This window comes from Thioalkalivibrio sp. ALJ21 (genome assembly GCF_000378605.1).
In the GTDB taxonomy this organism is placed as follows: domain Bacteria; phylum Pseudomonadota; class Gammaproteobacteria; order Ectothiorhodospirales; family Ectothiorhodospiraceae; genus Thioalkalivibrio.
In genome coordinates this window covers 1,061,647-1,087,596 of the sequence record NZ_KB905155.1, presented here as the reverse complement: position 1 = coordinate 1,087,596, position 25,950 = coordinate 1,061,647, and the positions used below count along the sequence as shown (strand labels likewise).

Here is a 25,950-nt window from a genome sequence, read left to right as displayed (position 1 = left end):
CATGGGGCACAAGGAGCAGGGGTGACGCAGTCCGGCGAGCTAGAGCCAGGGATGGTGGTGCTGCACGGCAACCATCTGGAGTCGCTGCGTGCCCTGGTGGTCGAGTGGATGCAGCGTGCGCCGCTCGGCCCACTGGAGAACGAGACCCTGCTGGTGCAGAGCAACGGCATGGCGCAGTGGCTGCGCTATGCCCTGGCCGCGCACCCGGATGCCGACCCGCCCGGCTGCGGCATCGCCGCCGCGCTGGATATGCAGTTGCCGTCGCGCTTTGTCTGGTCGGCCTATCGCGCGGTGCTCGGGCTCGAGGCCGTGCCGCTGGAATCCCCGTATGCCAAGCGCCCGCTGATCTGGCGTCTGATGCGTCTGTTGCCGGAGTGTCTGACGCGCCCCGAGTTCGCCCCGCTGGCGCGCTTTCTCGCCGATGACGACCCGCGCGACGGCGGCGATCTGCGCAAGCGCCACCAGCTCGCCGAGCGCCTGGCCGACCTGTTCGACCAGTATCAGGTCTACCGCGCCGACTGGCTGACCTCCTGGGCCGCCGGGCGCGATGTCCTGCGCGACGCGCGTGGCCGCGAGACCCCGCTTTCGGAGGACGACCGCTGGCAGGCCGCGCTGTGGCGCCTGCTGCGCGAGGACATTGGCGAGGGCGCGGCCGACACCAGCCGGGCCACGGTCCACGCCCGCTACCGCGAGGCCGTGCAGGGCCTGAGCGAGCGTCCGCCGGGGTTGCCGCGGCGGCTGATCGTGTTCGGCATCTCCTCCATGCCCGGGCAGATCCTGGAGGCGCTGGAGGGGCTGGCCGGCGTGTGCCAGATCCTCGTCTGCGTGCACAACCCCTGCGAGCACTACTGGGCCGACATCGTCGCCGACAAGGACCTGCTGCGCGCGACGCGCCAGCGTCAGCCACGCAAGGCCGGCATGCCCAGCGTGCTGGACGACGCCGAGCTGCACCAGCACGCGCACCCGCTGCTGGCCGCCTGGGGCAAACAGGGCCGCGACTACATCGGCCTGCTGGACGAACACGACGACCCCACCGCCTACGACGCCGTGCTGCAGACCCTCGCCTGGAAACGGGTCGACTACTTCGAGCCGCACGGCGGCGACTGCCTGCTGCACCAGTTGCAGGAGGACATCCGCGAGCTGCGCCCGCTGGGCGAGACCCGCGAGGCCTGGCCGGCGGTGGCGACGGACGATGACTCCATCCAGTTCCATATCGCCCATGGCCCGCTGCGCGAGGTGGAGATCCTGCACGACCGCCTGCTCGCGCACTTCGACGCCGACCCGGACCTGCGCCCGCGCGACGTGATCGTGATGGTCCCGGACATCGACGCCTACGCCCCGCATATCGAGGCCGTGTTCGGCCAGCTGCCGCAGGACGACCCGCGCTACATCCCCTACACCCTGTCCGACCAGGGGCCGCGCGGGCGCGACCCGGTGCTGATCGCGCTGGAGCGCCTGCTGTCGCTGCCGGAGAGCCGGATGGGCGTGGCCGAGGTGCTGGACCTGCTGGACGTGCCCGCGCTGCGCCGACGCTTCGGGATTGCGGAAGAAGACCTGACCACGCTGCACCGCTGGGCCGAGGGCTCGGGCGTGCGCTGGGGGCTGGATGCCGAACAGCGCGCGGGGCTCGGCCTGCCGGAGGGGCTGGAGCAGAACACCTGGCGCTTCGGCCTGCGGCGGATGTTGCTGGGCTATGCGTCCGGGGGCGCCGGGGCCTGGCAGGGGCTGGAGCCGTTCGACGAGATCGGCGGGCTGGATGCCGTGCTGCTGGGGCCGATGGATGACCTGATCACCGCGCTGGCGGAGGCCTGGGGCTGGTTGCGTCACGCCCATACCCCCGGAGAATGGAACACCCGTCTGCGCGAGCTGCTGGATACCTTCTTCGCCGGCGAGACCGATGCCGAGCTGTTCACGCTGGGGCGCCTGCGCGAGGCGCTGGACCAGTGGCAGGCCGACTGCGCAGAGGCGGAACTGGACGACTCCCTGCCGCTGGGTGTCGTGCGCGAGCAGTGGCTGGCCAGCCAGGAGGACAGCGGGCTGGGCCAGCGCTTCCTGGCCGGTTCGGTCAACTTCGGCACGCTGATGCCGATGCGCGCGATCCCGTTTCGCATCGTCTGCCTGCTGGGCATGAACGACGGCGACTATCCGCGCAGCCCGACGCCGGTGGACTTCGACCTGATGCGCCGCGACTACCGCCCCGGCGATCGCTCGCGCCGCGAGGACGATCGCTACCTGTTCCTGGAGGCGCTTCTGTCCGCGCGGCGGCAGCTGCATGTCAGCTGGGTCGGCCACAGCGCGCGCGACAACGAGTCGCAGCCGCCCTCGGTGCTGGTCGCGCAGCTGCGCGATCACCTGGCCGCTGGCTGGCGGCTCCAGGGCGCGGAGGAGGTCGATGAGCCGACCAAGGACGACCCACTACTGGGCCACCTGACTACCGTGCACACCCTGCAGCCGTTCTCGCCGGCCAACTTCCCGCCCGACCCGGCACACGCCCGGCACTACACCTACGCGCGCGAGTGGGAGGCGGTCCACCACGCCGACGAGACCCCGGCGCAGGACGCACTCGAATTGCCGCCGCCGGACGAAGCCGACGACGAACGCGTGCTGGGACCGGATACGCTGATGCGCTTCCTGCGCGACCCGGCGGAGGCGTTCTTCCGCCACCGGCTGGGCGTGGTGTTCGACCGTGAAGAGGCCCCGAGCGAGGACCTGGAGCCCTTCACCCTGGCCGGGCTGGAGCAGTGGCAGGTGCGCGAGGCCCTGGTCGCGGCTGCGCTGGATCATGGCGAGGACCCCGAGGCCTGGGGCCCGGTGCTGGAGGCCGAGGCCGCGCGGCTGCAACGCGCCGGCGCGCTGCCACTGGGTGCGGCCGGCGAGCTGGAGCGCGACGCGATGATTGCCGAGGCCGCACGTCTGCTGGAGCGCATCGGCCTGCGCCTGGCCGCCTGGCCGGAACGGCTGCCGCCGGCGCCCGCCGTGCGTCTGGGGCAGGGGGGCTGGACGCTGGAGGGGGCGGCCCCGGCGCTGCGCGGCGGGGCCGGGCAGGCCGTGCTGCTGGACTACACCGTGAGCCGGCTGAGACAGAAAAAGGACTGGCGCGTGGACAAGGTGGCCAAGCCCTGGCTCGAGCACCTGCTGGCGAACCAGGGCACGGGCGCAAGCGGCCCGGTCGCCACCGAGGTGATCGGGCTGGATACCGGGATGCGCCTGCCGGGCGTGGGGCCGGAGCAGGCCCGCGAGCACCTCGGGGCCCTGGTCGAGGGCTGGGTGGCCGGGCTGGAGCGCCCGCTGCCGGTGGCCTGCGCCACCGCCTTCGCCTGGTTGCAGGCCGAGGCGAAGGACGACCCCGATCCGCTGGCGCGGGCCCGCAAGGTGCTGGTCGGGGACGACTTCAGCCCCGGTGAATGGGCGCGCAGCCCGGCCCTGGCGCGTGCCTGGCCGGACCCGGAGGCGCTGCTGCAGGATCCGGCGTTCGGCCACTGGCGCGACCGGCTGTACCGGCCCCTGTTCGAGGCGCTGGCCGCCGGGGAGGAAATGGAATGAGTGCAGGCGCGCAGCCGTTGGAGCTGATGGAACTGCCGTTGCACGGCAGCCGCCTGATCGAGGCCAGTGCCGGCACCGGCAAGACCTACACCATCGCCGCGCTGTATCTGCGCCTGGTGCTGGGCCACGGCGAGCTGCCGGAGGGTACCTGCGAGCTGACCCCGCCGCAGATCCTGGTGATGACCTTTACCGAGGCGGCCACCCGCGAGCTGCGCGAGCGCATCCGCGCGGTGCTCGCGCGCGGGGCGCGCATCCTGCGCGGCGAGCCGGCCCCGGCCCACGAGGCGTTGTGGCCGGCGCTGCTGGACGCCTACCCGGAGCCGGCCGCACGCGCCGGGGCCGCGCGGCGGCTGGAGCTGGCCGCCGAGTGGATGGACGAGGCGGCGGTCTCGACCATCCACTCGTGGTGCTATCGCATGCTGCGCGAGCATGCGTTCGACAGCGGAAGCCTGTTCAACCAGCGCCTGGAGGCGGACCAGAGCGAGCTTCAGGCCGAGGCGGCACGCGACTACTGGCGCCGCTTTGTCTACCCGCAGCCGGCGGATCACCTGAAGCTGCTGCGCCAGGCCTTTGGCGAGGGGCCCGACGAACTGCAGGCCCGGGTGCGGCCGCTCCTGGGCCACCTGACGGACACGGCGGGGCTGGAGCCCTACCGCACGCCGGACGGGCTGTACGCGGAGCTGGCCACGCGCCTCGCGCGCCTGGCCGAGCTGAAGGCCGTCTGGCGCGACGATGCCGCCGAGGTGGAGCGTCAGTTCCGCGCGCTGCACGCGAGCGTGCTTCTAGGCACGAAGTACCAGAAGCCGGACGAGCTGATCGCGGTGATGCATGCCTGGGCCGAAGACCCGGCCGCACTGCTGCCGGACAAGGTCGGCACGACGCCTGTGCTGGAACGTATGTCCGCGGCGGGGATGGCCGAACGACTGAAGAAGGGCAAGTCCCTGCCGGACAACCTGCACCCGGCATTTGCCGCGCTCAATGCCGCCGCCGAGGTCTGCGCGGACGACAGCGAACGCCTGCTGCAGGCAGCGGCCGTGGAGATCGATCTCCAGTTCCGCCAGGCCCAGCGCGTGCGGGTACAGATGGGGTTCAACGACCTGCTGCTGCGCCTGCGCGATGCCCTGGAGGGTCCCGGCGGCGAGGCCCTGGCCGAGACCCTGCGGCGCCAGTTCCCGGTCGCGCTGGTGGACGAATTCCAGGACACCGACCCGGTGCAGTACCGCATCCTCGAACGCGTCTACCGCATCGAGGACAACCCGGCCGAGCAGGGCCTGCTGCTGATCGGTGACCCGAAGCAGGCGATCTACGGCTTTCGCGGTGCGGACATCCACAGCTACCTGAAGGCACGCCGCGCCACCGCCGGGCGCCACTACACGCTGCCGCGCAACTTCCGCTCGACCGCGCGCCTGGTCGGCGCGGTGAACCGCCTGTTCGCCCATGCCGACGGCTGGCCGGAGGGTGCGTTCCTGTTTGGCCAGGGCGATGCCGGCGAGCTGCCGTTCCACGTGGTGGACGCCCAGGATCGCGGCGAACGCCTGGAACAGGACGGGGCCGAGGTGCCGGCGCTGAACCTGTGGTGCATGGATCCGGGCACGTCGGTCGGCACCGGTGTCTATCGCGAGCGGATGGCCACGGCTGCGGCCGAGCAGATGGTGCGCCTGCTCAATGGCGGGACGGACGGGACCTGCGGCTTTCGCGATTCAGACGCGCTGCGGCCGGTGCGTCCGCGGGATATCGCCGTGCTGGTGCGCAGCAAGGTGGAGGCCCGCATCATGCAGGAGGCGCTGCGCGCACGAGGGGTGCGCAGCGTGTACCTGTCCGAGGGCGAATCGGTGTTCGCGACGCCGGAGGCAGGGGACCTGCTGCGCTGGCTGCGGGCCTGTGCCGAGCCGACCAGCGAGCGCCTGCTGCGCGCGGCGCTGGCGACTCCGACGCTGGGGCAGTCGCTGGCCGATCTGCACCGGCTGACCACCGACGAACTGCGCTGGGAACACCGCGTCGAGCAGTTCCGCGAGTACCGCCGCCTGTGGCAGACGCGCGGTGTGCTGCCCATGCTGCGTCGCCTGCTGCACGACTTCGACGTGCCGCGCCGGCTGTTGGCCAGTGCCGATGGCGAGCGCGCGCTGACCAACCTGCTGCATCTGAGCGAACTCCTGCAGCGCGCGGCCGCCGAGCTGGACGGCGAGCAGGCACTGATCCGGCACCTGGTCGAGCACCGCGAGGGGGATCGTGCGAAGGCGGACGAGCAGGTGCTGCGCCTGGAGAGCGACGAGGACCTGGTCAAGGTGGTCACGCTGCACAAATCCAAGGGGCTGGAGTACCCGCTGGTGTTCCTGCCGTTTGTGTCCTGGTTTCGGGCGGTCGACCCGAAGAAGGACGTGCCGCGTATCGATCGCCCGCCGGGCGGCGAGCCACGCTGGATCTTTAGCATGGATGCCCGGGCCCAGGAGCGCGCCGATCGCGAGCGCCTGGCCGAGGACCTGCGCCTGCTGTATGTGGGCATGACCCGTGCGCGCCACGCCTGCTGGATGGGGCTGGCGCCGATTGCCCCGGGCGGGCGCAAGGAGAACGAGCTGCACCGCAGTGCGGTCGGCTATCTGCTGAGTGGCCCGGAACCGATGCCGAACGGCGAGCTGGAGGACCGGCTGCAGGCGGCCCGAGGCGACGAGGCGGCGATTGCGATCGAACCCCTGCCCGAGATCACGGCCGCGAGCGTGCGGCTGGCACAGCAGATGGCGGTCCCCGGGCGCGCCCGTACCCCGACCCGCCCGGTACGCGAGCCCTGGTGGGTGGCGAGCTACAGCGCGATTGCGCACCCGGACGAGGCGGATGCGCCGGCGCCGCTGGTCGCCGACCCGGTGGCCCCGGATTCCGCGTTGGAGGACATGCTGCGCGAGAGCGCGGTCGGACCCGGGACCGGGCATGACCCGTCGCCCGAGGTGCCGGTGGCTGGAGGGCTGCACGACTTCCCGCGCGGGCCAGCCCCGGGGACCTTCCTGCATGGCCTTCTGGAATGGGCGGCCGAGCAGGGCTGGACGGCGGTCGTCGCCGATCGCGTCCGACTGGACGACGAGGTGCAAAAGCGCTGCGAACAGCGCGACTGGGGCGACTGGACCCCCGTCGTGCAGGACTGGATGCGCCGGCTGATTACGGCCGAGTACGCGCTGGCCTCCGGTGGCGCGTTCCGCCTGGACGGGCTGGGCGTGTATCAGCCGGAACTCGAGTTCCTGTTCGAGACGCGCTGGCTGCAGAGCCGACGGCTGGATGCCGCCGTGCGCGAGCAGTTGCTGCCCGGACAGCCCCGGCCGCCGGCGGGCGACCGGCTGCTGAACGGGATGCTCAAGGGTTTTGTCGATCTCGTCTTCGAGCACGAGGGCCGCTATTACGTCGCCGACTACAAGTCCAACTGGCTGGGACCCGGCCCCGAGGCCTATGTGCCCGAGCGCCTGCGCGATGCCGTGCTGGAGCACCGCTACGACCTGCAGCTGGTGATCTACACCCTGGCCCTGCATCGCCAGCTTCAGGCGCGGATGCCGGGGTACGACTACGACCGCCACATGGGGGGCGGGGTGTACCTGTTCCTGCGCGGGATCGATGCGCCGGGGCGCGGCGTGTTCCACGACTGCCCGCCGCGGGCGCTGATCGAGCAACTGGACGGCTGGTTTGCCGAGGGGCCGGACCGGCCACAGGAGGCCCGGGCATGACGGCCGAGCGCGCATTGCAGGACACCGAGGCGCTGCTGGATCTGCTCGGGGAGTGGGAGCATGCGGGCTGGGTGCGCGGCGTCGACCGCGTGCTGGTGCGTTTTCTGCGCGAACAGGTGCCCGCCGCACCGCCGCTGACGCTGCTGCTGGCGGCGTTGACCAGCCACCAGGCCGGGCGCGGGCATGTCTGCCTGGACCTCGACGGCCTGCTGGAGGCCCCGGACCGGATGCTGTCGCTGCCGCCGGAGGGCGCGGAGCGGGGGCTGCCGCGGCCCTCGGATGTCCTGCGTGGCCTGGACCGTGCGGCGCTCGACGCCGCGCTGGAAGGCCATCGGATCTGCGGTGTCGACGCGGACGCGGGGACTCCTCTGGTGCGGGCGCAGGACCGACTGTATCTGCGCCGCTACCGCGAGGCCGAGCGCCGGATCGGGGAGGCGGTGGCCGGGCGCCTGCGCGAACAGCCGGCCTGGCGCGAAGGGCTGGATACGGATGTGCTGCGCACCTGGCTGGATCGTCTGTTCGGTCCGGTCGAGGAGGGCGATGGCGAGCCGGACTGGCAGCGCCTGGCCTGCGTATTGGCGGCCGGGTCCGCCTTCAGCGTGATTACCGGGGGGCCGGGCACCGGCAAGACCTACACGGTGCTGCAACTGCTCGCGCTGCTACAGGGCCTGCAGGGCGAGGGCGAGCCGCTGCGCATCCGCCTGGCGGCGCCGACCGGCAAGGCCGCCGCACGGCTGAACGCCTCGGTCGCGGGAGCGGTGGACGCGCTGGGGCTGGAACGCTTCCCCGGTGGCGAGCGCCTGCGCGCCGCGATCCCGCGCGAGGTCGTCACGCTGCACCGCCTGCTGGGTGCGCGGCCCGATACCCGGCGCTTCCGCCACGATGCGCGCAATCCGCTGCCGGTGGATGTGCTGGTGGTGGACGAGGCCTCGATGGTGGATCTGGAGCTGATGGCCAGCCTGATGGCCGCGGTGCCGGCCCATGCGCGGCTGGTGCTGCTGGGCGATCGCGACCAGCTCGCCTCGGTGGAGGCCGGGGCGGTGCTGGGCGAGCTGTGCGCGCGGGCCGACGGCGGGCATTACACGCCGCAGACGGCCGCCTGGCTGCGCGAGGTAGCCGGGCTGGAGCTGCCGGCCGGCTATGTGGACGAGGACGGACGCGCACTGGACCAGCATGTGGCGATGCTGCGGCGCAGCCGACGCTTCGGCGCGGACAGCGGGATCGGCCGCCTGGCCGCCGCGGTGAATGACGGCACGGCCGAGGTGACGGGCCACCCGGGCGAGGATGTCCACGCGGCGGTGCTGCAGGGCCCGGACGATCCGGACCTGCTGCGGCGGGTGCTGGACGGGGCCGGACATGCCGACGCCGCACCGTTCGGGGTGGTCCGCTATCTGGAGCATTTGACGGCCGGACGCCCGGCATCCCGCGATGCGCGCGGCGCGTGGGAGGAATGGGCGCGCGGCACCCTGCGCGAGCACGGGCGCTTCCAGTTGCTGTGCGCCGTGCGTGAGGGCCCCTGGGGCGTGGACCGGATGAACCGGCGCGTTGCCGGGGCGCTGACGGCGCGTGGTGTATTGCAGGCGGAGGGTGCCTGGTACGAGGGCCGCCCGGTGATCGTCACACGCAACGACTACGCGCTGGGGCTGATCAACGGCGACATCGGCGTGACCCTGCGCGTGCCCGCCTGGCTGGCCCGGGGCGATGCCGAACCGGGCGCGGACGATGCGACGGAAACGGCCCTGCGGGTCGCCTTCGTTGCGGCGGACGGGCATGTGCGCTGGATGATCCCGCAGCGCCTGGAGTCCGTGGAGACGGCGTTCGCGCTGACGGTGCACAAGTCCCAGGGCTCGGAGTTCGAGCATGTCGCGTTCCTGCTGCCCCCGCCGGAGAGCCCGCTGCTGACGCGCGAGCTGGCCTACACCGCAATCACGCGCGCGAGCGGCTGGCTGAGCCTGTTCGAGCCACAGGCGGGGGTGCTGCAGCAGGCGAGCCGGCAGCCGACGCGGCGCAGTGGCGGCTTGCGCACATGGCTGTAGCGGCCCTCTGATCAGGTAGATGCGCAATAACAAGGGTTGTTTACCTTCGGCGCCGGGGCACGCTAGGGTGGTTTCACGAGCCGTCTTAGCGCCATTCAGGCCGGTTTTTCATCGAATTCCGGTCCGTATTTTCGACGACTGCGACTTTTTGGCGTGATGGCAATCACAGTTTTGCGCCCCTGACGGGGGTGGACTCCGGGCGCGCCCGGATCAGCGGGAGAAGCATTCATGCACCACCTGCGACTGGCCGCCCCCTTTCCGGCCCTGAGCATTCCTCTACTGGCCCTTTTGCTGGCCCTTGTCCTGCCCGGTTGCGCGGCGGAATCCGACGACGAAGACGATGCCGAACCCGAGGCGGTCGAGGTGCCGGTGCGGGAGATGGAGAGCGAACTCGTCTCGATCTCCCGCACCTACACGGCGCGCACCCGCAGCCCGCGCGCAGTAGAGGTGCGTGCGCGGGTCTCGGGTGTGCTCGAGAGCCGGCGCTACGAAGAGGGCGAGATGGTGGAGCGCGGTACCGAGCTGTTCCGCATCGACCCCTCGCCCTATGCCGTTCAGGTGCGCAGCGCGCAGGCCAGCCTGGAGCGCGCCGAGGCCGAGAAGCGCCAGGCCGAGCGCGAGTGGGAGCGCGTGCTGGACCTGTACGAGGACAACGCTGCCAGTGGCCGTGAGCGCGATGAGGCCCGCTCGCAACTGGAGCTGGGTGACGCCGCGGTCGCTGAGGCCGAGGCGGCGCTGGCGGAGGCCCAGCTGGATCTGGATTACACCTCCGTGACGGCGCCGCTGGAAGGGGTTGCGGGGCTGGAGGAGCGCCCGGAAGGCAGCCTGCTGCAGGCCGGTGACCTGCTGACCACCGTGACCCAGCTCGACCCCATCCGTACCGACTTCGCGATCCCCGAGGGCCATCTGACGGCCTATGGGCCGCAGATCCGTTCCGGCGTTGGCCTGACCGTAGTGCTGACCCTGCCGGATGGCTCGTTGTACCCGCATCAGGGGCAGATCGACGTGACCGAGGCCGCGGTGGACGAGGCCACGGGCATGGTCGAGGTACGCGCGCTGTTCCCCAACCGCGAGGTCCAGTTGCTGCCGGGGCAGTTCGTGCGCGTGACCCTGAGCGGGTTGATGGCGGGACACGGCATGCGCGTGCCTCATGCCGCGGTGATCGAGGGGTCCGAAGGGGCCGCGGTGTATGTGGTCGACGACGATGACATCCCGCATGTGCGGCCGATCCAGATTGGTATGGACCTGGACGAGGACTTTCTGGTCACCGCCGGGCTGAGCGATGGCGATCGGATCGTGGTCGGGGGCGTGGCCGGTGTCGAAGAGGGCGAACGGATCGATCCCCAGGACGCCCCGCGCGAGACGGAGGAAGCCGTGTCACCGGGCGTGCTGCCGGAGGTGGCGCCGGATCTGCTGGACGAGGTGATGGATCCGGAGACCGAGGCCGATGCGGTCGAGGACATCCTGGACGGCGTGGGCAATGGCGCCGAGCCGGGTCTGGATGATTCCGACGCCGACGAGGCGTCCGACTGATGCTGCGCTTCTTCATCGGCCGGCCGGTACTGGCCTCGGTCATCTCGATCCTGTTCGTGCTGGCGGGGCTGTCTTCGGCCCTGCTGCTCCCGGTCGACCAGTATCCCGACATCTTGCCGCCGAAGGTGATCGTGACCGCCAGTTATCCCGGCGCGAGCGCCGAAGCGGTGGCGGAGACGGTGGCCGCCCCGATCGAGGCGACGGTCGATGGCGTGGACAACATGGCGTACATGCGCTCGAAGTCCACCGACGACGGCGACATGGAGCTGATCGTTACCTTCGAGGTCGGGACCGACCCCGACATCGCCGCGATCAACGTCAGCAACGAAGTCGAAGGCGCGATGGGGCGCCTGCCGGAGACGGTGACCGGCGCCGGAATCGCGGTGGAGAAGCGCGCCCCGTCGATGCTGCAGATGATCACGTTCACCTCGTCGGACGGCAGCCTCGACAACCGTTTTATCAGTGACTACGTCTGGCGCAATGTCTATGCCGAGCTGCGGCGCGCGCCGGGGGTTGGCGACCAGACCTTCTTTGGCGCGCAGATCTATTCGATGCGGATCTGGCTGCAGCCGGACCAGATGGCGGAGTACGACCTGACCGCCAGTGACATCCGCTCCGCGATCCAGGAGCAGAACGAGCAGTACGCGGCCGGCCAGTTCGGGGCCGAGCCGATGGACAACACGATCGACTTTACCTACGCGGTGACGACCCCCGAACGGTTCTCCGAGGAGGAGGAGTTCGAGCAGGTGATCCTGCGCAGCGCACCGGACGGCTCCGCGCTGCGGCTGGGGGATGTGGCGAGGGTGGAGCTGGGCGCGCACTTCTACAACTTCGAGGCCAAGCACAACGGCCAGTCGACGGTGCCGGTGGGGATCTACCTGGAGCCCGGCGCCAACGCGCTGGAGACGGCGCGCGGGGTGCGCGAGATCCTGGAGGAACTGGAGCCCCGTTTCCCGGACTCGCTGGAATACTCGATCCCGTTCGATACCACGATATTCATCGACCAGTCGGTGCAGCGCGTACTGCTGACCCTGGTGCAGGCGCTGATCCTGGTGGTCGCGGTGGTGTATCTGTTCCTGCAGACGTTCCGGGCCACGGCCGTGCCGATCATCGCGGTACCGGTCTCGCTGATCGGGACGCTGGCCGGGATGTACGTGCTCGGCTTTTCCGCGAACATGCTGACGCTGTTCGGGCTGGTGCTGGCGATCGGGATCGTGGTGGACAACGCGATCATTGTGCTCGAGAACACCGAGCGGCTGATGCGCGAGCAGGGGATGAAGGCCGTCGATGCGGCCTATCAGACCGTGGACGAGGTGGCCACACCGATTATCGCGATGACGCTAGTCACCATCGCGGTGTTCGTGCCGGTCGCCTTTATCGGTGGATTCAGCGGGCAGATGTATCAGCAGTTCGCGATCACCATCGCGGTGTCGGTGGGGATCTCGGGGATCGTCGCGCTGACCTTGAGCCCGGCGATGTGCGCACGGTTGTTGTCCGACAAGCCACGCCGACCGGCCTTTCCGTTTCGCTGGTTCAACAGCGCATTCGACCGTTTTACCGCCGCCTACATGGTGGGCGTGCGCTTCCTGCTGCGGCGCAATTTCGTCGGCATGGGCCTGTTCGCGCTGCTGCTGGTGGCGATCGTGGTGCTGTTCCGGATCGTGCCTGGCGGGCTGGTGCCGCAGGAGGACCAGGGCTATGTGTTCGCGGCCGCCGAACTGCCCGCCGCGGCCTCGCTGCAGCGCACCCGTGGCGTGATGGATCGCCTGGGCGAGGAGGCGCTGGAGTACGACGATACCGCGGATGTCGTGGCCTTCTCCGGGATGGATCTGCTGTCCGATGGGATGAAGACCTATGCCGGCGCGGCCTACGTGACGCTCAATGACTGGTCCGAGCGTCGCGGCGACGATCAGAGCAGCGACGCGGTGATCGACCGTCTGGTCGCCGATGGCGAACGCCAGCCGGAGGCAACGATCCGCGCGTTCAATCCGCCGCCGATCACCGGGATCTCCACGACGGGCGGATTCGAGGCCTACCTGCAAAGCCGGGTGGGGGATGACTCGGAGACCATGCGCGAGCGGGCCGAGGCGGTCATTGAGGCAGCCGCGGAGCGCCCGGAGCTGGCGGATGTGCGCACCTCGCTCAATATCGAGGTGCCGCGTTACGACGCCGATGTGGATCGCGAACGTGCCTTTGCCGCCGGGGTGCCGCTCGCGGACGTGTTCGATGCGATGCAGAGCACCTTTGGTGCGGTCTACATCAACGACTTCTCGCTGTTCGGCCGGGTGATGCAGGTGCAGATGCAGGCCGAGGCCGATTATCGGCGGAGCCCGGATGATCTGGACCGTATCTTTGTGCGTTCGGATGCCGGCGACCTGGTGCCGCTGTCCAGTCTGGTGTCGGTCGAGCGGGTACAGGGGCCGGACGAGGTGGAGCGCTTCAACGTGTTCCCGGCCGCGCGGATCATGGGCGAGCCCGCACCCGGCTACAGCTCGGGGGATGCGATACAGGCGCTGGAGGCGGTGGTCGACGAGACCCTGTCGGATGACTACCTGCTGAGCTGGACCGGCGCGGAGTATCTGGAGCAACAGGCGGCCGGGACGTCCGTGCTCGCCTTCGTGCTGGGCGTGGTCTTCGTGGTGTTGATTCTGGCCGCGCAGTACGAGCGGTGGAGCCTGCCACTGGCGGTCTTGATGGCGGTGCCGTTCGCGATCTTCGGGGCCCTGGTGGCCATCTGGCTGACCGGGCAGGAGAACGGGATCTACTTCCAGATCGGCCTGCTGGTGCTGGTCTCGCTGGCGGCCAAGAACGCGATCCTGATTGTCGAGTTCGCGCAGAACAAGCGCGAAGAGGGGCTGAGCCTGTTCGATGCCTCGGTGGAGGCGGCCCGGCTGCGTTTCCGGCCGATCATGATGACGGCCATGTCGTTCATCCTCGGCGCGGTGCCGCTGGCGCTGGCCTCCGGCGCGGGGGCGAACAGCCAGCACGCGATCGGTATCGGCATCATCGGCGGCATGCTGAGTGCGACCTTCCTCGCGCTGCTGTTCGTGCCCCTGTTCTATTTCGTTATTTCCAGTGGCCTGGAGCGTCTGAGCAAGCGCCCGCGCGACACGGACGACTCGAAGGAGGCCGGAACGCATGCGTAGGACGCTGTTGGGGATTTCCGCGGCCGCGCTGCTGGCGGGCTGTGCGGTCGGACCGGATTACGAGCGCCCGGAGGTCACGCTCCCGGACGAGTGGCCGGAGGAGATCGGTGACCAGATGGATGCCGACTACGCCGATGCCGAGTTCTGGTGGGAGATGTTCGAGGACCCGCTGCTGGATCGTCTGGTGCGCGAGGCGCTGGAGAACAACGTGGATGCCGAGATCGCCGCGGCGCGCGTGGTACAGGCACGCGCGGTGCTGGGCCTGAGCCGTGCCGAGCAGTTTCCACAGCTGGACGGGGTCGCGGAGTTTGAACGCGAGTATCCGGCGGGGGGCGATGACCCGGAAACCGAGATCACGATTGGGGCGCTGCTGAGCTACGAGGTCGATCTCTGGGGCCGGCTGTCGCGTTCGGAAGAAGCGGCCCGCGCGCAGCTGCTGAACACGGCGTTTACCCGTGATGCCACCCGTTTGGCGGTCGTGAGCGATGTGGTCAGTACCTATTTCGACTATCGCGCCACGCAGGAGCAGATCGAGACCACCGAGGCGACGATCCTGTCCCAGATCGAGGCCCTGGAGCTGGAGCGCTCGCGTCGCGAGAGTGGTGCCACCACCGATCTCACCGTGCGCCAGGCCCAGGCCGAGCTGGAGACCAGCCGCGCGGGCCTGCCAGACCTGCGCGCCGATGCCGCACAGCAGCGCCGGGCGCTGGCGGTCCTGGTCGGGGATACCGAGGCGGTGGTCGAGGGTCTGGAGGGGCTCGGCGACGAGGGTCTGGAGGACCTGCCGGACACGATTTCCGGGCTGCCGCACTCGGTGCCGTCGGACCTGATGATCCGCCGGCCGGATATCCGCGCGGCGGAAGCCAGCCTGATTGCGGCCAATGCCGATATCGGTGTGGCCCGCGCGGAATGGCTGCCGAGCCTGAACCTTGCCGCGCTGTTCGGGCAGGAGGTCAGCCGGGTCAGCCAGTTCTCCTCCAGTGATTCGTTCTTCTGGGAGTTCCTGGCGGAGTCCACGGTGCCGATCCTCGATTTCGGCCGGCGGCGCGCCACGATCGAAGGCGTGGAGGCCGAGCGCGATATCGCCGAGCTGGAATACCGCGCGGCGATTCAGGAGGCCCTGGAAGAGGTCGCGAATACATGGAGCGTGCTGAATGCGGCGCACGAACGGGTGGAGGTGCGTCAGCGCGAGGTCGGAGCGCGGGTCGAGGTCCTGGATCTCGCGGAGCGCCGCTATCTGGGCGGGTTCGTGGGCTATCTGGAGGTGCTGGATGCGCGGCGGGCCCTGCTGGATGCGCGCCTGACGCTGACCGAGGCCTCGCGCGATCGCCTGGCGGCCACCGCGACGCTGTTCCGCGCCCTGGGCGGTGGTTGGGACAGTGCCGCCATCCCGCACGATGTGCTGGAGGACGGCGATCCGGATGCCGCCGAGGCGGAGGCCGAGGAGCAAATCATCGTCCCGGCCGATTCGGAAGACTGACCGCCAGGACGCCTATTGCAGATCGCGCAGGGCATCCTTCATGCGGTAGAGGGCGTCCAGGGCCTCGCGTGGGCTCATCTCGTCCGGCTCCAGGGTATCGAACAGGGCCTTCAGGGCTCGTTCTTCCGAAGGCCGGTCTTCGGCAACCGACTCGGGGGCCGCGGTCGTTGCGTCCGGGGCGGGGGCGAACAGGCCCAGTTGCGGCGAGTCCGTCGCGGCCGCCCGGTCCTCCAGTTCGCGCAGGTGTTCCCGCGCGAGCTTGAGTACGTCGGCCGGGACCCCGGCCAGTTGCGCCACTTGCAACCCGTAACTCTGATTCGCCGGGCCCTCGCGGACCTGGTGCAGGAACACGATGCTGTGTTCGTGCTCCATGGCGTCCGTGTGCACGTTGGCCACGGCCGACTCGCGCTCGGCCAGCGCGGTCAGTTCGAAGTAATGCGTGGCGAACAGGGTCAGCGCGCGGTTGTGGCGCGTCAGGCGCTCGGCGCAGGCCAGGGCAAGCGCCAGCCCGTCGAAGGTGCTGGTGCCGCGGCCGATCTCGTCCATCAGCACCAGGCTCTCGGGGCCCGCGTTGTGCAGGATGTTCGCGGCCTCGGTCATCTCCACCATGAAGGTCGAGCGTCCGGAGGTCAGGTCGTCGGAGGCGCCGATGCGGGTGAAGATGCGGTCCACCGGGCCGATCTGCGCCCGTGCCGCCGGCACGAAGCTCCCCATGCAGGCAAGCAGCACGATCAGCGCGGTCTGGCGCATGTAGGTGGACTTGCCGCCCATGTTGGGGCCGGTGATCACCAGTAGCCGGCGTGTCTCCGGGTCCAGTTCGGTGTCGTTGGCGACGAACGGGGTGTCGAGCCCGGCCTCCACCACCGGGTGCCGGCCCTGCTCGATATGGATGCCGGGGTTCTGGACCAGCTCCGGGCAGTGCCAGTCGAGGCGGGCCGCACGCTCGGCCAGGCAGGCGAGCACGTCCAGCTCGGCCACGGCGTCCGCGAGGGTGCGCAGACGCGGGGCGCGCGCCTGCAGGTCGGTGATCAGGTCGTCGAACAGCGCGCGCTCGCGGAGCATGGCCTGCTCGCGGGCGGAGAGGATCTCGTCCTCGAAGCGCTTGAGTTCTTCCGTGGTGTAGCGCTCGGTGTTCTTCAGCGTCTGGCGGCGCATGAAGCGGCCGGGGAGCTCGGCGGAGCGGCTGCGCGAGACCTCGATGTAGTAGCCGTGCACGCGGTTGTAGGCGACCTTCAGCGTGGGGATGCCGGTCGCCTCGCGTTCGCGGGCCTCGATCTCGCGCAGGAAGGCATCGGCGTCGCTTTCCAGCGCGCGCAGGCGATCCAGCTCGGGGTCGTAGCCCGCGCGGATCATGCCGCCGTCGGTCACCCGCAGCGGTGGCTCCTCCACCAGGGCCGCGCCGAGCCGGGCGGTCAGCTCATCCTCCGGCGCGAGCGCGGCATGCAGGGCGGACAGGCGTTCGGCGGCATCGGCCACTGGCGCCAGGGCCGCGTGCAGGGCCGGCAGGCGTCCCAGGCTGGCGAGCAGGGCGGTCAGGTCGCGCGGACGGGCGCTCCCCAGCACGATGCGCGAGAGGATGCGTTCGCTGTCGGCGCTGCCGGCCAGGGCGTCGCGGATCGGGGTGACGGCCTCCTGTTCCAGCAGGGCGGTGATCGCGGTCTGGCGCTCGCGGATGATCGCTCGCTCGCGCAGCGGCTGGTGCAGCCACTGCATCAGGCGGCGGGCGCCCATCGCGGACTGGGTCGTGTCCAGCAGGGCGAGCAGGGAGCCGCGGCGCTCGCCCGTCAGCGTGCGGGTGAGTTCCAGGTTGCGGCGGGTGGCCGGGTCCAGCACCAGCATCTGGCTGCGCTGCTCGTGCGCCAGGCTGGTGATGTGGGCGAGATCGCCGCGATGGCGGTTCTGCACGTAGGCGAGCAGGGCCCCGGCGGCAGCGATGCCCAGGTCCAGCCCCTCGCAGCCAAAGCCGGACAGGTCGCGGGTGCCGAAATGGGTGATCAGCAGGCGATGGGCGGACACGGCGTCGAAATGCCAGTCGGCGTGGCGCTGGGGGGCGAAGGACTCGGTGCCCGGGATCGCGGCCTGATCGGGTACGAGTAGTTCCACTGGGTCGAGCCGCGCCAGTTCGGCGGCCAGCTCGGTTTCGTCGCCGACCTCCAGTACGCGGAACTGGCCACTGGCGAACTCCAGGCTGGCGATGCCGTAGCCGGTCTTGCGGCCCTTCACGGCGGCGGAGGCGGCCGGGCAGACCGCGACCAGGCGGTTCACCTGCCGGGCATCCAGCAGGGCCTCCTCGGTAACCGTGCCCGGAGTCACGATGCGCACGACCTCGCGCTTGACCGGGCCCTTCTGGGCGCCCACCGCACCCGTCTGCTCGCAGATCGCCACGCTCTCGCCCATCTTCAGCAGGCGGGCCAGGTAGCCCTCCAGCGTGTGTACGGGGATTCCGGCCATCGGGATGGGCGCTCCGGCCGATTCGCCGCGCCGGGTCAGGGTGATGTCGAGCAGCCCCGCGGCGCGCTCGGCGTCGTCGTAGAACAGTTCGTAGAAATCCCCCATGCGGTAGAGCAGCAGCGTATCCGGGTACTCGGCCTTGATGGCCAGGTACTGCTGCATCATCGGGGTATGGGCGGAGAGGGGCTCGGCGGTGCTCATCGGTTCGGCTGCGGTCGATCCGGGCTTGGGGAAACACTGATTAATGTACACGTTCGCGCTCGAGTCGCTTTTGCGTGCGAACAAGGCGCGGTGACTGCCGTGCAGTCATTCTGCACAAGGGAGCCGCAACGCCGTTCGCGCGCAAAAGCGGCCGAGCCCCTTGGGGTTGGCACCCCAGGTTCCCCGATTCTGCGTTGCGCCGCTTGCGGGTAGAACCACTACCCGCTGCACGACGCGCCTTGTCTCGGAAAACCTGGGGTACCAACGCGAGCGTGTACATTAATCAGTGTTTCCCTGCCGCGCAGTATACGGATGCGCGGCCCCGTGTGGCAGGTGCACCATCACGAGACGTGATGTGCCACACTCGGGTGGAGTCATGGAGGATGCGCATGCTGGGAGAAGATGACCGCCGGGGCTTCCGGCGCATGCAGGTCGACACCCCCGCACGAGTGACCTGGATGGCGACTGGTGCGGCGGACGAGGTGCGGCTGGAGGACCTTTCGGCCAGCGGCTGTGCCTTTCGCTGGCCGCATGCACCGCAGGCGGGCGAGCGTGTGAGCATCGCGGTCAACAGCCCGGACGGGCGACTGCCCTCCCTGGAGCGGGCCGGCCAGGTGGTGCGCAGCGAGCCCCTGGGCGAAGAGCGGGTGATCTGGCGTGTGGCCATAGCCTTTGACAGCGAGGGATGATCCGGACATGGAAGCGGAATCGACTCTGATTGCAAGCCCGCGCGAGGCTGATCTGGCCGGGCTCTCGGCGCTGGTCTACGACCTGGGCGAGCGGCTGCTCGCCAGCGAACGCAAGCTGTGCACCATCGAGTCCTGTACCGGCGGCGGGATTGCCCAGGCGATTACCGATGTCCCGGGCAGCTCGGGCTGGTTCGAGTGCGGCTGGGTGGCGTACTCCAACGCGGCCAAGACGCGGATGGTCGGGGTGCCGGCCGAACTGATCGAGCAGCATGGCGCGGTCAGCGAGGCCGTGGCGCGCGCGATGGTCGAGGGCGGGCTTGCCCACTGCGATGCCGACCTGGCGCTGTCGGTGACCGGCATCGCCGGGCCCGGTGGCGGCAGCGCGGACAAGCCGGTGGGTACGGTCTGCTTCGGCTGGCAGGAGCGCGGGCGGGACGCGCGCGTCGAGACCCTCCATTTCGATGGCGAGCGCCACGATGTACGCCTGCAGGCGATGCTGCACGCGCTCAGTGCGTTGCTGGCGCACGAGGCGGCCTGACGCGTCGACCATTCCCCGGGGCATCGCGCCCCGGTGATCCCCTTCGAGCCGTGAACCCGGGTTGGGTCGCTCCCCGCCCTGTGGGATACTGCGGCCCCGTATCCGCCCCGCAACGGATCGGAAACCATCGCTGCAAGTATCGGGAGGCATACCGTGGACGAGAATCGCAAGAAGGCCCTGACCGCCGCACTGGGGCAGATCGAACGCCAATTCGGCAAGGGCGCGGTGATGCGCATGGGCGATCAGCAGGCGGTGGATGTGCCGGCCATCTCCACGGGTTCCCTGGCGCTGGATATCGCGCTCGGGATTGGCGGCGTGCCGCGCGGGCGCGTGGTCGAGATCTATGGCCCGGAGTCCTCGGGCAAGACGACCCTGACCCTGCAGGTGGTGGCCGAGGCGCAGAAGCTGGGCGGCACCGCCGCGTTCGTCGACGCCGAGCACGCGCTGGACCCGACCTATGCCGAGAAGCTGGGCGTGAACGTCGACGATCTGCTGGTCTCGCAGCCGGATACCGGCGAGCAGGCGCTGGAGATCGCCGACATGCTGGTGCGCTCCGGCGCGGTGGACGTGGTGATCGTCGACTCCGTGGCCGCGCTGACACCAAAGGCGGAGATCGAGGGCGAGATGGGCGACTCCCACGTCGGCCTGCAGGCGCGGCTGATGTCGCAGGCGCTGCGCAAGCTGACCGCCAACATCAAGCGCTCCAACACCCTGGTCATCTTTATCAACCAGATCCGCATGAAGATCGGCGTGATGTTTGGCAGCCCCGAAACTACTACCGGTGGCAACGCGCTCAAGTTCTACTCCTCCGTGCGCATGGATATCCGCCGCATCGGCGCGATCAAGAAGGGCGACGAGGTGATCGGCAACGAGACCCGCGTGAAGGTTGTCAAGAACAAGATGGCACCCCCGTTCCGCGAGGCCTACTTCGAGATCCTCTATGGCGAGGGCATCTCGCGGGTCGGCGAGATCATCGAGATGGGCGTGAAGGAAGGCCTGATCGACAAGGCCGGCGCCTGGTACAGCTACAACGGCGAGCGGATTGGTCAGGGCAAGGAGAACGCCCGCCAGTACCTGAAGGACAACCCGCAGATCGCCGAGGAAGTCGAAAAGACCCTGCGCGAACGCCTGCTGCCGAAGCGCAACAAGGCTGCGGTGGAGGACGAGCCGGTCGATGCCCCGGTCGAGGAGCAAGGCTGACCCGGCCGATCCGGACGCCGCACTGGAGGCCGGGCTCCGGCTGCTGGTGCGGCGCGAGCATTCCGCGCTGGAGCTCGCGCGCAAGCTGGCCGAGCGCGGGTTCGAGCGCGACGCGGTGGATGCCGCTCTTGAGCGTGCGCGCGAGCTCGATTACCTGAGCGACACCCGCTACGCGGACTTCATCGCCCGCCACCGCACCGAACAGGGCTATGGCGAGCAGCGCATCCGTGCCGAACTCGCCCACAACGGCATCGGCAGCGACACCGTCAGTGCCGCCATCGACGCCCTGGAGGTCGACTGGACCGACCAGGCCCGCGGCCAGCTCGAACGCCACTTCCGTCATCCCCCCGAGACCCGCGAGGACGAGGCCCGCTACCTGCGCCACCTCGCCGGACGCGGCTTTCCAGGCGGTGTCGCCCACCAGGCCCTCGCCGCCTGGAAAGACGACGCTGGCGGTTCCTGACCGATTGCTTCGTCGCTTCGCTCCTCGCAATGACGGGTTTGGAGGAACGTCATTGCGAGGAGCGAAGCGACGAAGCAATCCCCGAGGGAACCACCAGATCCGGGGTCTGGCCGGTCCCAGCCGATTGCCACGGCCCCTTCGGGGCCTCGCAATGACATCCTTGTGCTGGGGACACGCGAGTGTCACTGGTGGTGAAGGGCCGAAAGGATTCTCGGCCGCTGAGTACGAATGTGCAGTCGCCCAGGGAGGGAGCGATGAAACAACCCTGTGTCTACATGATGAGCAACCGTCGTGACGGGACCCTCTACGTGGGTGTGACCAGCAACCTTGTGCAGCGGGTCTGGCAGCATCGCTCGGGAGAGGTATCCGGGTTTACCAGCCGGTACGGTCTGCATCGGCTCGTCTGGTTCGAGCAATGCGTGGAGATGGAATCCGCGATCGAACGCGAAAAGCAGTTGAAGGCGGGTCCGCGGCGCAGGAAGGTTGCGCTGATCGAGCAGGTGAACCCCGGGTGGCGGGATCTGTTCAACGACATTGTGGGTTGAACGCAGCTGGGGAGGTACTTGCCGATCGCTTCGTCGCCGGGCTCCTCGCAATGACCGCGATCATGGTGCGTCATTGCGAGGCCCCGGAGGGGCCGTGGCAATCGTCGGCGGGTCACTCGGCGCTCGGATCAGGTGGCCGTGGGTGCCGATTGCTTCGTCGCGTTGCTCCTCGCAATGACGTCGTCTTTGTACCGTCATTGCGAGCGCAGCGAAGCAATCGCTTTACGGAACCACCTGATCCCGATTCTGGCCAGGCTCAGCCGATTGCCGCCCCCGCCTTCGGGCCTGGTGATGATAGGCAGCATGGCCCGAAGGCGGGGGCGGCAATACGCGGGTTGGGGGCTTGCGTGATAGGATTCCGGTTTTGACCCCATATTCAATCGGAACCGCATGAAAAGCGCCGACATTCGCCGGAGTTTCCTCGAATTCTTTGAAGGGCATGGTCATACGATCGTGTCTTCCAGCCCGCTGGTACCGGGCAACGATCCCACGCTGCTGTTCACCAACGCGGGGATGGTGCAGTTCAAGGATGTGTTCCTCGGCCGCGAGAAGCGTTCGTACAACCGCGCGGTGTCCAGCCAGCGCTGCGTGCGCGCGGGCGGCAAGCACAACGACCTGGAGAACGTTGGCTACACCGCGCGGCATCACACCTTCTTCGAGATGCTGGGCAACTTCAGCTTCGGCGACTACTTCAAGCGCGATGCGATCCACTACGCCTGGCAGTTCCTGACCGAGACCATCGGCCTGCCACCGGAGAAGCTCTGGGTCACGGTCTACGAGACCGACGACGAGGCCTATGACGTCTGGGCGAACGAGGTCAAGGTGCCGGCCGAGCGCATCGTGCGTATCGGCGACAAGCCAGGCGGCGGTTCCGACAACTTCTGGCAGATGGGCGACACCGGCCCCTGTGGCCCCTGCACCGAGGTCTTCTATGACCACGGCCCCGAGGTCGAGGGCGGCCCGCCCGGCTCCCCGGACGAGGACGGCGATCGCTACATCGAGATCTGGAATCTGGTGTTCATGCAGTACGACCGCGACGCGGACGGCACGCTGAACCCGCTGCCGCGCCCGTCGGTGGATACCGGCATGGGCCTGGAGCGCCTGGCCGCCGTACTGCAGGGCGTGCACTCCAACTACGAGATCGACCTGTTCCAGGACCTGATCGCGGCCGCCGCGCGCGTGACCGGGGCGAAGGAGCAGGACTCCGCCTCGCTGCGCGTGATCGCCGACCACATCCGCTCCATCGCCTTCCTGATTACCGACGGCGTGCTGCCGTCAAACGAGGGCCGTGGCTACGTGCTGCGCCGCATCATCCGTCGCGCCGCGCGCCATGGCTTCAAGGTGGGCGCGCAGGACGCCTTCCTCTATCAGATGGTCGGCGACCTGGTGCGCGCGATGGGCGAGGCCTTCCCTGAGCTGGCCGAGGCGCAGGCCCGGGTCGAGCAGGTGCTGGAGAAGGAAGAGCGCAAGTTCCTGGAGACGCTCGACAAGGGCATGAAGATCCTCGAGGACGACCTGCGCGATCTCGAGGGCAAGGTGATCCCGGGCGAGACCATCTTCCTGCTGTATGACACCTACGGCTTCCCGGTGGACCTGACCGGCGACATCGCCCGCGAGCGCGGCCTGGAACTGGACATGGCGGGCTTCGAGTCCGCGATGGCCGACCAGCGCGCCCGGGCCCGTGCGGCCAGCCACTTCTCCATGGACGACGGCGGCCTGCCGCAGGTCGATCTCGAGACCACATTCTCCGGTTACGAGACCGTCGACGATGAGGGTCGCGTGGTCGCGCTGTACCAGAACGGCGAGCCGGTCGAGCGACTCGAGGTCGGCGCCGAGGGCCTGGTGGTACTGGACCGCACGCCGTTCTACGGCGAGTCCGGCGGCCAGGTGGGCGATGTCGGCACGCTCAGTGGCTCCGGCGTGCGCTTCCAGGTCGCTGATACCCGCAAGCAGGGCGCGGCGCATATCCATGTCGGCCAGGTGCGCGCCGGCACGCTGGAGGTCGGCCAGACGCTGCAGGCCGCGGTGGAAGGCCCGCGCCGCGAGAACATCCGTCGCCATCACTCGGCGACCCACCTGCTGCACAAGGCCCTGCGCGACCAGCTGGGCGACCACGTCCAGCAGAAGGGCTCGCTGGTGGACCCCGATCGACTGCGCTTCGACTTCACCCACATGGAGCCGCTGACCGACGAGCAGCTGCGCGCCATCGAGGCCCAGGTGAACGCCGAGATCCTGGCCAATGAGGCGACCGACACCCGCGTGATGGACATCGAGTCGGCGATGGAGTCCGGCGCGGTCGCGCTGTTCGGCGAGAAGTACGGCGATCAGGTCCGGGTGCTGAAGATCGGCACCTCCGTGGAGTTGTGCGGCGGCACGCATGTGGACCGCACCGGGGACATCGGCCTGTTCCGAATCACCTCCGAGGGCGGGGTGGCCGCCGGTATTCGCCGTATCGAGGCGGTGGCCGGTGAGGTGGCGCTGCGCTGGGTCGACCAGCAGCTGGGGTACCTGGATGCGATCGCCGACCGCCTGCGCGCCGGACGCGGCGAGGCGGCCGACAAGGTCGCCCAGCTGCAGGAGCGCTCGCGCGAACTGGAAAAGCAGATCGAACAGCTCAAGGGCAAGCTGGCCAGCCAGGCCGGCAGCGATCTGGCGTCCCAGGCGCAGGAGGTCGGAGGCATGCAGGTGCTGGCCGCGAAGGTCGAGGGCGTGGAGCCCAAGGCCCTGCGCGACATGGTCGACCAGCTCAAGCAGAAACTTGGCAAGGCGGTCGTGGTCCTGGGAACCGCGACCGGCGAGGGCAAGGTCAGCCTGGTGGCCGGCGTCACCAAGGCCGAGACCGGCCAGTTCAAGGCCGGCGATCTGGTCGGCCACGTCGCCGCGCAGGTTGATGGCAAGGGTGGCGGCCGCCCGGACATGGCGATGGCCGGCGGCCAGAGCCCGGACAAGCTGGATGCCGCGCTGGCCTCGGTCGCGGACTGGGTGCGCGAACGCGCCTGAAGACCATCCGTCATCGCGTGGCCAGCGCCTCGGCGATGTCTGTCCGCCACCCTCGGGGCGCTTTCTGCGCGTGCTCGAGGGTTCTCGCAATGAAGAACTGAATGATGTTTAATGCGCCGCCTTTCCGGGTGGCGGTGAATGGAATCGTGCAATGGCGTTGCTGGTACTGAAGTTCGGGGGCACCTCGGTAGGCACTACCGAGCGCATCCAGGCGGTCGCGGAGCGGGCCCTGAAGCTGCGCGAGGAGGGCCACCAACTGGTGATCGTCGTCTCCGCGATGAGCGGCGAGACCGATCGCCTGCTGGGGCTTGCGCATGCGCTGAACCCGCGGGCCGATGGCCGCGAGCTGGATGTGCTGCTCTCGACCGGCGAACAGGTGACGATTGCCCTGCTGTCGATGGCGCTGGAGGCGCATGGCTGCCCGGCACGCTCCTATACCGGCGCGCAGGTCACGATTCGCACCGACAGCGCGCATAACAAGGCGCGCATCCGCAGTATTGACGATGCCCGCGTGCGCGCGGACCTGGAGGCCGGGCGAGTGGTCGTTGTGGCCGGATTCCAGGGTGTGGACGAGCACGGCGCGATCACCACGCTGGGCCGCGGCGGATCGGATACCACGGCGGTCGCGCTGGCCGCCGCGCTGAAGGCCGACGAGTGCCGGATCTATACGGATGTCGATGGTGTGTACACCACCGACCCGCGCCTGGTGCCGAATGCGCGCCGCCTGCACAGCATCACCTTCGAGGAGATGCTGGAGATGGCAAGCCTTGGTTCCAAGGTGCTCCAGATCCGCGCGGTGGAATTTGCTGGCAAGTACAACGTCCCTCTCAGAGTGCTGTCCTCGTTCGAGGAAGGACCGGGGACCCTGATTACCACGGAGGAGGATGCACAGGTGGAACAGGCGCTGGTTGCGGGTATCGCGTTCAATCAGAACGAGGCCCAGCTGACGGTTCAGGGCGTCCCCGATCAGCCGGGGGTCGCGCATCGCATCCTCGGGCCGATCGCGGACGCCAATATCGAGGTGGACATGATCGTGCAGAACGTGGGCGCGGATCAGACCACCGACTTCACCTTTACAGTGCATCGCAACGACTACGACAAGGCGCTGGCGATCCTGGAGGACGCCTGCAAGGCCTTGAGTGCGCGCGAGGTTTCCGGGGACACCCACATCGTGAAGATCTCGGTGGTCGGCGTCGGCATGCGTTCGCACGCCGGGATTGCCAGCAAGATGTTCGAGGCCCTGTCGCGCGAGACAATCAACATTCGGATGATTTCGACCTCCGAGATCAAGATCTCGGTGGTCGTGGATGAGAAGTACCTCGAACTTGCAGTACGCGCCCTGCATGATGCCTTTGAACTTGAGCAGGAACCTGTCGGTCAACAGGAGGACGGTTAAGGATGACAGACCGTAAAACGGTTAC

The 25,950-nt window shown here is 69.1% G+C and carries 14 protein-coding genes; 13 read left to right on the top strand and 1 reads right to left on the bottom strand.

The window, feature by feature from the left end; translation table 11 throughout:
- Window positions 1–21 precede the first annotated feature (21 nt).
- The 6 genes from recC (at window position 22) to F579_RS0105040 (ending at window position 15,442) form a co-directional block, all read left to right on the top strand.
- Entirely contained in the window at window positions 22–3,543 is a 3,522-nt protein-coding gene (gene recC / locus F579_RS0105065) for an exodeoxyribonuclease V subunit gamma (protein WP_026301111.1), read from the top strand.
- Complete coding sequence (recB, locus tag F579_RS0105060) at window positions 3,540–7,247, top strand: exodeoxyribonuclease V subunit beta (protein ID WP_019025078.1); 3,708 nt, start codon at window positions 3,540–3,542, stop codon at window positions 7,245–7,247. Before recC ends, recB begins: the two co-directional genes overlap by 4 nt.
- Entirely contained in the window at window positions 7,244–9,283 is a 2,040-nt protein-coding gene (gene recD, locus F579_RS0105055; protein ID WP_019025585.1) for an exodeoxyribonuclease V subunit alpha, read from the top strand. The genes recB and recD overlap by 4 nt, the downstream gene beginning before the upstream one ends.
- Window positions 9,284–9,511: 228 nt before the next feature.
- Window positions 9,512–10,816, top strand: a complete 1,305-nt coding sequence (locus tag F579_RS0105050) for an efflux RND transporter periplasmic adaptor subunit (protein ID WP_019025005.1) — start codon at window positions 9,512–9,514, stop codon at window positions 10,814–10,816.
- Window positions 10,816–13,962, top strand: a complete 3,147-nt coding sequence (locus F579_RS0105045; RefSeq protein WP_019025004.1) for an efflux RND transporter permease subunit — start codon at window positions 10,816–10,818, stop codon at window positions 13,960–13,962. The genes F579_RS0105050 and F579_RS0105045 overlap by 1 nt, the downstream gene beginning before the upstream one ends.
- Before the next feature lie 7 nt (window positions 13,963–13,969).
- On the top strand, window positions 13,970–15,442 hold the full coding sequence (locus F579_RS0105040) for an efflux transporter outer membrane subunit (RefSeq protein ID WP_019025584.1): 1,473 nt from the start codon (window positions 13,970–13,972) through the stop codon (window positions 15,440–15,442).
- 12 nt (window positions 15,443–15,454) lie between these two features.
- On the opposite strand, the gene mutS is transcribed toward F579_RS0105040, so the two are convergent.
- Window positions 15,455–18,094: a DNA mismatch repair protein MutS gene (mutS, locus tag F579_RS0105035; RefSeq protein WP_019025002.1), complete on the bottom strand. Its 2,640-nt coding sequence runs from the start codon at window positions 18,092–18,094 to the stop codon at window positions 15,455–15,457.
- 389 nt (window positions 18,095–18,483) lie between these two features.
- Between mutS and F579_RS0105030 the strand changes: the two genes are divergently transcribed.
- The 7 genes from F579_RS0105030 to F579_RS0105000 all read left to right on the top strand — a co-directional run bounded on the left by F579_RS0105030 (window position 18,484) and on the right by F579_RS0105000 (window position 25,925).
- A complete protein-coding gene (locus tag F579_RS0105030; protein WP_018138515.1) occupies window positions 18,484–18,783 on the top strand; it encodes a PilZ domain-containing protein in 300 nt (99 codons plus the stop codon).
- A gap of 7 nt (window positions 18,784–18,790) precedes the next feature.
- A complete protein-coding gene (locus F579_RS0105025) occupies window positions 18,791–19,321 on the top strand; it encodes a CinA family protein (RefSeq protein ID WP_018138516.1) in 531 nt (176 codons plus the stop codon).
- A gap of 153 nt (window positions 19,322–19,474) precedes the next feature.
- On the top strand, window positions 19,475–20,521 hold the full coding sequence (gene recA / locus F579_RS0105020; protein ID WP_012982994.1) for a recombinase RecA: 1,047 nt from the start codon (window positions 19,475–19,477) through the stop codon (window positions 20,519–20,521).
- On the top strand, window positions 20,496–20,984 hold the full coding sequence (locus tag F579_RS0105015; RefSeq protein WP_019025001.1) for a regulatory protein RecX: 489 nt from the start codon (window positions 20,496–20,498) through the stop codon (window positions 20,982–20,984). Before recA ends, F579_RS0105015 begins: the two co-directional genes overlap by 26 nt.
- A gap of 254 nt (window positions 20,985–21,238) precedes the next feature.
- Window positions 21,239–21,529, top strand: a complete 291-nt coding sequence (locus tag F579_RS0105010) for a GIY-YIG nuclease family protein (protein ID WP_019025000.1) — start codon at window positions 21,239–21,241, stop codon at window positions 21,527–21,529.
- Between the two features lie 390 nt (window positions 21,530–21,919).
- The gene (alaS, locus tag F579_RS0105005) at window positions 21,920–24,529 is read left to right on the top strand and encodes an alanine--tRNA ligase (RefSeq protein WP_019024999.1); all 2,610 of its coding nucleotides are present in this window, start codon (window positions 21,920–21,922) and stop codon (window positions 24,527–24,529) included.
- Between the two features lie 151 nt (window positions 24,530–24,680).
- Window positions 24,681–25,925: an aspartate kinase gene (locus F579_RS0105000; protein ID WP_019024998.1), complete on the top strand. Its 1,245-nt coding sequence runs from the start codon at window positions 24,681–24,683 to the stop codon at window positions 25,923–25,925.
- Window positions 25,926–25,950 lie beyond the last annotated feature (25 nt).